The following is a 9,017-nucleotide window of genomic DNA, read 5'->3' as shown; positions in this document are numbered from 1 at the left end:
GTCGAACGCACCATCAGCCACCTACAGACCTGGAAGATCCTGGCCGCACGCTTCAGGCCACCACTGGAAAAGTTCCCCGCAACGCTCCGCGCCATCGTCGGCTTGTACTACCTCAAGTGGGCTTATGAATAGACCTCCTGGTCAAGAGCGGCGCGAACCACCACCGGGACTACGCCCGCACCTACCTCTGCTTCGAGCGCGTCAGCAACGGCGGCCAGATCGTCGTGTCGATGTTCGTCAGGGCTCGCCTGAATAACAACCGACTAACACTCGAAAGCCTCACGTATGTGCTGCCGCCGGTCAAGCGCAGCCTGGCGGGCCTGGTCAGCGAACTGCCCACGAACCAGGCCTTCGCGGCCCTCGCGGCGGCGGCCGCTTCGTTCCGAGCCTTCCCCGGTCTGCTGCTGCGCGCGCCGCTGAGTTTCTTCGGCGATCCGCACGTCCGCGCGAGGCTCAGGTACGAGGCCTCCGCGAAACGGGAGATCAGCGCCGGCGTGCCCTTCGACTACGGCGCCGCCGTCAGCATCCGCGAGGCGTGGGCCGACTACGAGACCAGGGACCGGTTCAAGCGCAACGACGTCATCGACGACTACCAGCGGCTGCGCCACCAACTCTGGGACTGCACCGAGGAGTTCCTAGAGCAGCACGGCGTGGACACGACCTCCTTCAAGAAGGAGATCCAGGTCATCACCCAACAACAGGTCACCAACTACTCGTTCGCCTCGGTGAATGGCACGGGCAACTACTTCGGCGGCCACGGACAGATCAACATCAACGCGGGTCAGACGCAGGGCCAGCCGCAGACCCCTGCCCCGACGTCCTAGAGACGCCCTGAAAACGGAACGGAGACGCAATGACCGTCAGCAACTTCAACATCGGATCGGTGAGCGGCGACGGAAACTACTTCGGCGACCACGGCCGCATCGACATCCACCAAGCGCCGCAGAGCCCCGAGCCCACGACCGCACAGTTGCTGGCGCTCCTGGCGGACCTGAACACACGCATCACCGCCCACGCCGCCGCGTTGCCGAACGCGGCGCTGCTGGCCGACACGGTGGCGCAGGCGTGCCGGGAGATCGAGGCCGGGTCGACGGAGCGCCGCTGGCTGACGTCGGTGCGGTCCCTGTTGGCCACGGTGGTGTCGGGCGCCGCGGGAGTCACTGCGGTCACGGAGGCGGTACAGCAGATCATGAAGCTGATCGGCTCGATCGAGATCTCCTGACGAAGCCCTCTCATTCCGCGGTGCCTCGCGGTGACGGCTGCCACACATTGATCACGACGCACTGATCACGAGTAGACGCGGATCACCATTTTCACTTGATCCAGCACGAGTGTCAGTCCGTCGCGCAAGGTGATACTGCGACCGGGTTGCACCGTCGTGGCGGCGTCGCCCGCCCCACTCGCCTGCCATGTCCGACCGGTGAGATTCGTCAGCCCCAGCCGGTCGGGCCGCTGCGGGTGGCGACGCACCTCGGCGCGGATCTGCTGGAAGTCATGCTGGTCGATCTCACCCAGCTGATGCGCGTAAATACACGTTTCGGCATCCAGCGGGATATACCGGACGAGGCGGCCCGGAGCCTCGATACTGAGCGCGGCGTATGGCTTGAGCGGACGCGAACACTTCCAGCACGCGCCGAAGCTGCCGTCGGTGAGGTCCTCGGCCGGCTCGGTCATGTTCTGCCGACCGCAGTCGTGGCAGGAGACGATCGAGTCTCTGCACCGGCTCAGTGCCTCGATCCACTGGACCTCCCGCACCCGCGACTGCGGGGAACGCAGTCCTGCGGTGAAGGCGTCGATGAACAGCCCGCGCAGCGCGGCGGGGATGAACCCCCACAGCGCGATCGGGCTGTGGTGCTCCGGTTCGACCGCCTTGTTGCGGCTGTTCGAGGGGTCGAACATGAACGTCGGCTCGGTGCCGTAGAGCAGCTTCTTCGCCTTCTCCTCCAGGCAGTGGATCTCTAGCTCGCGGGCGCCATGGAGCGGATGGTGGTTGATCAGCATGTAGAAGAGCAGGACGGCGAGGGCATGCAGGTCCGTTTGGACGCCCGGCGCCACACCCGGGTCGGCCCGCACCAGTTCCGGCGCCATGAATTCCATCGTGCCGACGACCCCGGTCGCGTAGCCCTCGAACACGGCGTTGTCCGTGTCGCAGACGAGTACCTCGCCGGTGTCGGGTTCGAAGAACACGTTGCCCCAGGAGATGTCGCGATACGCGATCCCCTTACTGTGCAGAAGCCGGTATGCCTCCACGACGAGCAGGCACGCCGTTATCAGCTCAAGCGGCCTGGTACGCACGCGTCGCTGGAAAAGGTCGGGCAAGCCGGCGTAGCCATCAGGTCGCAGCGCCATGACATACCCGAAGCCGTTCGGGTCGCCTTGACGTATCACGAGCGCCTCGGGCCACAGGAATCTGGCGTCGGCCAGATCCTCGGAGTAGTTCACCAGCTCGGTGACGATGGCCCGCTGCTCGGGGGTGGCCGCACGCGGGAAGTACCACTTGAGCGCCATGGCCCGGCCGCCGACGGTCACCCGGTAGACCTCGCCCTGGCCGCCCGATCCGATGAGGTCGGTGATCTTGACCTCGACGTTCCCGGCGGTCCGCAGCCGGGTGGCCCTCGTGAGCATCCGCGCCATCAGTCGGCGCCCGCGCTCATCTCTCTGATCGTGCCGCCGAGGTCCTGGTCGCGGCCGCACGCCGGGCACTTCCAGCGCGTGTCGGTGGTCGACCAGCAGCCCAGCCCGTGGCAGGCGAAGCACTGCGCGAAGGACGGATTCCCGCAGCCGGGGCAGCCCGGGTATCCCGTGCTCAGCGCGAAGGACCCGCTGAGCCTGGTGTCGGTGTACCCCTCGCGGGCCGCCCGTTCGGCGCTGATCGCGAACGCCCAGGTGGCCGACCAGGTCGACGCGCTGTCATGCTGCATCCGGATGCCGAACACCACCGGGGTCGACAGGCACCGGGCGGTCACGACCGCCGCCTGCTGTTGCGGCAGTCCGCTGGTTCTGCGACTGGGACTCATACGCCACCTCCGAAACTGGTTACCAGACGTCGCCGTCGTCGTCCGCGCCGGACTCGGAGTCCTGCGGCTCGGATGCGGGCGGCACAAGCGGGTTCGCAGCATTGGCCGGCCTGGACGCGGACCGCACCACGACGGTGGAGGCCCACCGGATCGCCGCGCTGAGCTGATGGGCATTCTGTGCGGTGTACGGCTTGAGTTCCGGGTTGTTCAGGAACTCGTTGAGCACGTCGTGGTCCGCGTCGTCACCGATGGCGATCGCGAGGCGCAGCGCCCGCTTGCCCCACGGCGTCGCGTCCAGTTCCCGCAGACCCGAGCGCCAGTCGTCGGTGGGCTGTCCGTCGGAGACCAGCGCCAGTACCGGCCGCAGCGCCCGTTCCGGCATCGGCGGGGTGTCCAGCTGCTCGGCCGCGAGAAGGAACGCCTCGCCTAAGTCGGTCACGCCCTGGGCGGTCACGTCCGTCCAACTGAACCTGTCCACCGGGACGGCGTCCGCCTTGTGCCACTGGGCTCCGGTGGAGAAGGTGATCACGCGCACCTCAAGCGTCGCGGCGGGGTTGCTCGCCGCGACGCGGCGCATCTGCGGCAGGCACTCCCTGATGGCGAAGTTCAGCGACGTGATCTTGCCGTTCATCGCCATCGAGCTCGAACAGTCCAGCAGCCAGAGGAAGTGGACCGGCCGGTGGGCCATCGCACCGCCGGGCAACTCGCTCATCGCATTCCCCCCTTCGCTATTTCCAGACCACGACGACGAGGACAGCCAACCCGCCGGCGGCGACCGGCAGGGCGGCGAAGAGGACCACCAGCAATATCCGGCGCTGCCGCCTGATGTGCGCCGGAACCGGTGGAGCGACAGAATTGGGGTTCACCGCGTCCTGTCCAGGTGTTCGGAACGAAGACCGTTGCGCCCCAGCAGCCAGAGGATCGGATCGGCGGCCGTCCCGCGCCGCGGCGGCCTGGCGAGCCGGGCGTCCGCCGCCGCGCTCAGCCCCCAGTATGTCACGTCTCTGAAATCCTTTCGCAGGCTTCTGACGAGGTTGCCCAGTCCGGCCGTGGCGTCCAGCCACGCGGCGATCTCGGCGCTCTCGCCTTCGGGCGCGGGGAAGCCCCACTCGGCGACCTGCCGCAGCACGTCGGACTTCGAGACGGCGACGGCTATCGGAATCCGGCGGCTGTTTCGACGACCGCGGACGGAGAGGTCGGCGATCACCCGGTCGTAGGCCGCCATGGGGTGGCCCGGCGCGGGTTGCGCCGCACTCACCGCCGGCGCGTATTCCGCAGGCAGATCGGCGCCGCGCGCGAGGACCGCGAGCGGATCGACGACCAGCAGGATGCCGTCGGCGTGCGCGAGGTATCGCTGGGTTCTAACTGCGTCCGTGCTGGCGAACGACTCTCCCATGGGGTCGTAGAGGTAGATCAGCCCGCGTGCGCCGCCCCGGCCCGGCAGCCGGCTGCGATGCGCGCCGGCGGCCCGTAGTTCGAACATGAACGCCGACGGCACCGGCGTCGAGGTGGCGGCGACCGGTGTGCCCGACCGCAGCAGCAGTGCCGCCGCGTCGAAGTCGGCGCTGCTGCGCGCCGAAGCGAACCTCAGCTCGAACGCGCCGGCGCGGGCCATCGAGTCCAGGCAGATCGTCGCGGCGATCAGCACGGTGGTCTTGCCCGCCGAGGTGTCGCCGACCAGCGGTATGTGCACCAGCCGTGACGTGCCGAGCCCGGTCGGCAGTTCACTGCGGCAGGCGTGGCAGGATGCCGCGAGGCGGTGCCGGCCAGTCATCGACAGCGTCGGCAGCGGCTCGCCGCAGGTGCAGATCCGATGCAGCGCGCCCAACGGTCCGGGGCGCAGATCGTCGTGTTCGATGCCGCATGCATGGCACGTGTACCGCGGCAGCGTGATCCGCTCGAAGCACCATGGATGCGGACAGCGCAGATAGATGCCCCGAATCCTCAGCTGGGCCCAGTCCGCGGTGCGGGCGAGGCGCGCAGTGAGGCGAAGACCGCCGGTGACGGCGAACATCGCAGCCCAGGTCAGGCCCAGCACGATCGCGCAGCAGACCGCACCGAGCAGGGCGCCGCACACGAGCCCTATCCACCCGGCGAGGAAGGCCGGGCGTCCCAGCAGACGCCGCCACGTCTCGTTCGTCAACCAGGTGTTGTTCTTGAAGACGTCGCCCTGCCACAGCCGATCGAGCGCCTTCATGGCGCTCTGCCTAGACTCGATCAAGCGCTCGACCCACTGTGCCCACAGCTCGCGCAGATCTACTGTGGCCTGCGTCGAGAAATACGCCGCGTACGCCGTGTCACCCGCCTGGTCCGGCCCGATGACTGCTGCGCTGTCCGGCCCTGTTCCCAGCGCCGTCCGGGCCGACTGCATGAGCAGGACGAGCCACACGACCGTGACCACAGGACTCACGAGCACGGCGAACCCGGTGAGGACGGTGCCGAAGATCATCCCCCAGGCGCCCCAGAGCAGCCGCACCCAAAGATCATCCATCGGCGGCCCCCTCCCCTCTCTTGGACGGGCCGGTGATGATCCGACGTACTCGGCCGCCGCCGAGCGACGTCTGCCACAGCTCCCAAGCGCGAACCCAGTCGGGTCCGTCGTCGCCGGACCACCGAAGGTGTTCGAGTACTTCGCGGCGCGCGGACCGGCTGAGCGTGCGTGCCGCGGGTCGCAGCACCTCGTCGAGGAGACGTCCGCGCAACCCTTCCCACAACGAGCCCGGCTGGGCCCCCTGCGAGTCGTTCCACCGGCGAAAGTGCCAGGCGAGGACGTCGGGTCGCTCCCTGAGCATGGCGGGCAGCACGTCGGTGGCGCGGGAACGGTATGCGATCAGGGTCTCCACATCGCCACGCCCCACCAGCCCGCGCAGAATCCGGTCGTCGCAGGAGCCGATCCGGGCAAGTCTTTCCGCGTCGAGCAGGCGTTCCACGAGCGCTCCGGTCGCTTCGCGCCGCAGAACCTGTGGAATCGGTTCCGGTTGCCGCATCAGTTCGATCAGGGCAAGCCAGGGCGCGTCGTCCCGCGTGGCAGCGGACAATGTGGCGGCAGACACCGCTGAACTGAGCCGTAACGCGAAAGCGTCGTTCGGGCCAAGCCTGTCGCGGTGCTCCTCCAGCATCCGCACCGCGGCCGACCAGCGCTCGTCCGAAGCCGGCGCCTCGACCACTGTGCGGACGCTCAGGGGCAGCACCGACTCGAACAATTCGGGGTGGTCAAGCAACTCGTACAGCACGGCGCCGGCCTCGCGGACGTCGAGCAGGCGTGTTCCCCAGACGGTGCGCAGAGCCAGCGCACATGATGTCGCAGCGTCGAGGCTTGCGGTCGACATCAACCGCAGTGACAGGCGCTTGAAGCGCTGGACCGCCTCCAGGCTCTCACCGTCACTGCTCTTCGGCTGGCAGAGCTCGTCAACGACTGCGGCCAGCGCCGGATGGCGAGCGATGTCCATCGCCGCGAAATGCTGTCCCGCAGGTCCGCGCAGACACCCGAGTACCTCCGCGCGCTCGGCGTTGACGAGCATGCGCTCAAGCACATCGAGCACGCCGCGCCGGATACCGTCGTACCTGGTCGTGCGGATGAATGCGGCGATGTCCTCAGGCGCTTGAGCAATGAGCATGGCGTCAACGATCGGAGCCGGGCGAACGCCGATCCGAGTGAGCTCGCCGCCGGGATCGAGGCGGTCCACGATTCGCAGGAGGCGCAGTAGCGTCGGCAGAGGCGCAGATTCCGCGGCTCTCGCGCAGCGGTCCGCAGCCGTCTCGACGAGAAAATCGTCGAGACGCTCTACCGCTTCCGCGGTCAGCAACTCTTCGCCGTCGCCGCTGTCGTCCGCACCGATCGACTCCGCCCCGATCAAAGCGGTGACGAAGGCTTGCTCGGCGTCGGTTCCATCGAGCGGGCCGGGCAGCAGGGTGACGCAGGCCGCCAAGAGCTGATCGCGGACCTCACCGGGACCTTCCGGGGCGAGCGTCCGGCACAGGTCCAGCAGCAGGAGCGGCGGTGTGTCCGCCGCGTGGTCGGCGACAGCCTCGGCCAGTCTCAACCGGAACCGCCGGGGCGTGTCAGCCCCGTGCGCACGCGCCCACCGCGCTGCGGCGCGTATCCCGGCAGCGCCGGCTGGCAGACCATATGCGAGGGCGAATGCACTCAGCCAACCGGAGTGATCGACGAGCGAGTCCGGTCCCTCCTCGTGTGCCGCGGTGATGCCGATGTCGGCGCGACTGCGCGACGCACGCGCGAACAGTTCGCTGCGGCCACCGGCCCAGAGCAGAGCGGCCACACCTGCCCATTCGTCGTCCACAGTGGCCTGGTCACGCGGCGGTCGGCTCGTGTCGTGGATGAGCAGGCGGCGACCGCGCGCGGCGGGATGATCGAGACCCAAGGTCGAGGCGACGGCGACGATGTGGTGCGGCAGCGCGGTGGGATCGTGGGCGTACGTGGTGAAAGTGAGCCGGTGTGCCTCTGCATCGGGCAAGGAGTAGCAGGCCACGGCGATCCAGAGCGCCGCGGCGTCCACGTCCGGCTCGACCAGCACCACCTGGCCACCGTCCGGGCCGTGCAGAACGCTGTGCAAGTCGGCGAGGAACGGGGCGACCCGGTCCGTGTGGCGTTCGGCGAATGCGGCCGCGCGCTCAAGGGTGATCGCCTCGCCCGGCGCGATCCGGTCCTGCTCGGCGGGTGTCGCGTTTCCGTCCCAGGCACGCGCCCAGAACGGCGAGCGCCAGGTCTCGATGGGAAGCCGGCCGCCCAGCGCCGGATCCCCCGGCGGCAGCTGAACAGTGTGGGCATAGAAATTTCCATATCTTCCGGTGTGATCACGGCCGATATAGGTGATGTTGCACAGCGCGGCCGAGCCGTCGTGCAGCAGTGTGTGGCTGAGCGTCGGCGGGAAGAGCGCCAACTGCTCCTCGTCGGGCCGGGCGGGCAGGCCGGGCGGCGGCTGGTAGACCGCCAGCGGGCGCACCTGCGCCGGAACCGCCGGATCCAGCCCCGGGCTGAGGCTGACGAAGCGGAATCCGGACGGGCCGCCATTGGCCGATGCCGAGGTGTAATGCAGCTGCCTGATCATCCGGGGCCTCCCCGCCCCCGCGGTACCAAACCGACCTGGCTGAGCAGCCAGAGCAGCGGATCGGCGACCCGAACCGGGTGGACGCCCTCGCGCGGCGCCAGCGCGTCCTCGCCAGGCGGGCCGCCGAGTGCGGAGAAGCAGAAGAGGGAGTACCGCGAGAAGGCCGCGTTGAGCTGGCGCGAGAGCGCACCACCGTCCCAGCTGTATACGAGGGCGCCGACCTCGTCCGCCACTTCCGCCGCGTCCGCCTCATCGAACGCCCCGTCGTGGGCCGCTGCTTTCAACAGGGCCGAGCCGGGCGGCAGCTGCGGCCACAGTGCGTCCGCTTTGGAAAGGCACACGGCCAGCGGGATGTCTATGAGCTGATCGCCCGCGAGGTTCCAGCCCACCCTGATCTGCTCGGCGATCATAGCCACCCACTGGTCGGGCGCCATCCCGCCGCTGTTCTTCGACCCGTCGCCGGTTTCGGCGGACCCGGCGCGGAAAGCCGGGAACTCGAAGGGATCGAACACCAACACTATGCCTTGCGCGTGGGCGAGATGCCCGAGCGAGCGGGTAGCGGCCGCGTGGTCCGCCGCGTCCCGGCCGGAGCTGTCGATGAACACCAGGGCCGAAGCGCGTCCGCGCCGCCGGCCGAGTTCGCGCGCGGCGAACCGGAAGATCATCTGCGTCCGAACGGCCTGGACCTCCAGAGCGGTGGGGGAAGGCAGCTCGCCGCGTTCGTACAGCGCGTTCTCCAGAGTGTCGAGCTGGTCGGCGGTGTCGTCGTCCATGACGTTGACCACCGCCTTGTACGAAGCGCCGATCCGGTCCCGCAACTCGTGCAGGAGCACGGTCGCGAAGGTGGTCTTGCCGGAGTTCACCGGGCCGACGAGTGCCACGAACACGCTGAGCATCGCGCTGTAGTCGCCAGGCAGTTCGTGGTAGCAGC

General features: G+C 68.6%; 8 protein-coding genes. 2 read left to right on the top strand and 6 right to left on the bottom strand.

Translation table 11 applies throughout. From position 1 onward, the window contains the following. The first annotated feature begins 230 nt into the window (after positions 1 to 230). Both VGS97_RS22330 and VGS97_RS22325 read left to right on the top strand, forming a co-directional pair. Positions 231 to 824, top strand: a complete 594-nt coding sequence (locus VGS97_RS22330; RefSeq protein ID WP_326855577.1) for a hypothetical protein — start codon at positions 231 to 233, stop codon at positions 822 to 824. Between the two features lie 29 nt (positions 825 to 853). Next, positions 854 to 1,222: a hypothetical protein gene (locus tag VGS97_RS22325; RefSeq protein WP_326855576.1), complete on the top strand. Its 369-nt coding sequence runs from the start codon at positions 854 to 856 to the stop codon at positions 1,220 to 1,222. A 65-nt stretch (positions 1,223 to 1,287) separates the two neighbouring features. Here the strand turns inward: VGS97_RS22325 and VGS97_RS22320 are convergent, their stop codons facing one another. The 6 genes from VGS97_RS22320 to VGS97_RS22295 all read right to left on the bottom strand — a co-directional run. Next, a complete protein-coding gene (locus tag VGS97_RS22320) occupies positions 1,288 to 2,625 on the bottom strand; it encodes a protein kinase domain-containing protein (RefSeq protein WP_326855575.1) in 1,338 nt (445 codons plus the stop codon). Between the two features lie 8 nt (positions 2,626 to 2,633). Then, positions 2,634 to 3,017 carry a hypothetical protein gene (locus VGS97_RS22315; RefSeq protein WP_326855574.1) on the bottom strand — a complete coding sequence of 128 codons (384 nt, stop codon included), beginning with the start codon at positions 3,015 to 3,017 and terminating at the stop codon, positions 2,634 to 2,636. Positions 3,018 to 3,036: 19 nt separating this feature from the next. Further along, a complete protein-coding gene (locus VGS97_RS22310) occupies positions 3,037 to 3,729 on the bottom strand; it encodes a vWA domain-containing protein (RefSeq protein WP_326855573.1) in 693 nt (230 codons plus the stop codon). Between the two features lie 150 nt (positions 3,730 to 3,879). Continuing rightward, positions 3,880 to 5,508: a TRAFAC clade GTPase domain-containing protein gene (locus tag VGS97_RS22305; protein WP_326855572.1), complete on the bottom strand. Its 1,629-nt coding sequence runs from the start codon at positions 5,506 to 5,508 to the stop codon at positions 3,880 to 3,882. After that, positions 5,501 to 8,086 carry a GTPase-associated protein 1-related protein gene (locus VGS97_RS22300; protein ID WP_326855571.1) on the bottom strand — a complete coding sequence of 862 codons (2,586 nt, stop codon included), beginning with the start codon at positions 8,084 to 8,086 and terminating at the stop codon, positions 5,501 to 5,503. Before VGS97_RS22300 ends, VGS97_RS22305 begins: the two co-directional genes overlap by 8 nt. Continuing rightward, positions 8,083 to 9,017, bottom strand: a 935-nt coding sequence (locus tag VGS97_RS22295) for an ATP-binding protein (RefSeq protein WP_326855570.1), incomplete at its 5' end; no start/stop codon positions are given. The genes VGS97_RS22300 and VGS97_RS22295, both read right to left, overlap by 4 nt.

It is taken from the genome of Actinocrinis sp. (genome assembly GCF_035946395.1).
Lineage (GTDB): Bacteria > Actinomycetota > Actinomycetes > Streptomycetales > Catenulisporaceae > Actinocrinis.
This window is presented reverse-complemented; position numbering and strand designations above follow the sequence as displayed.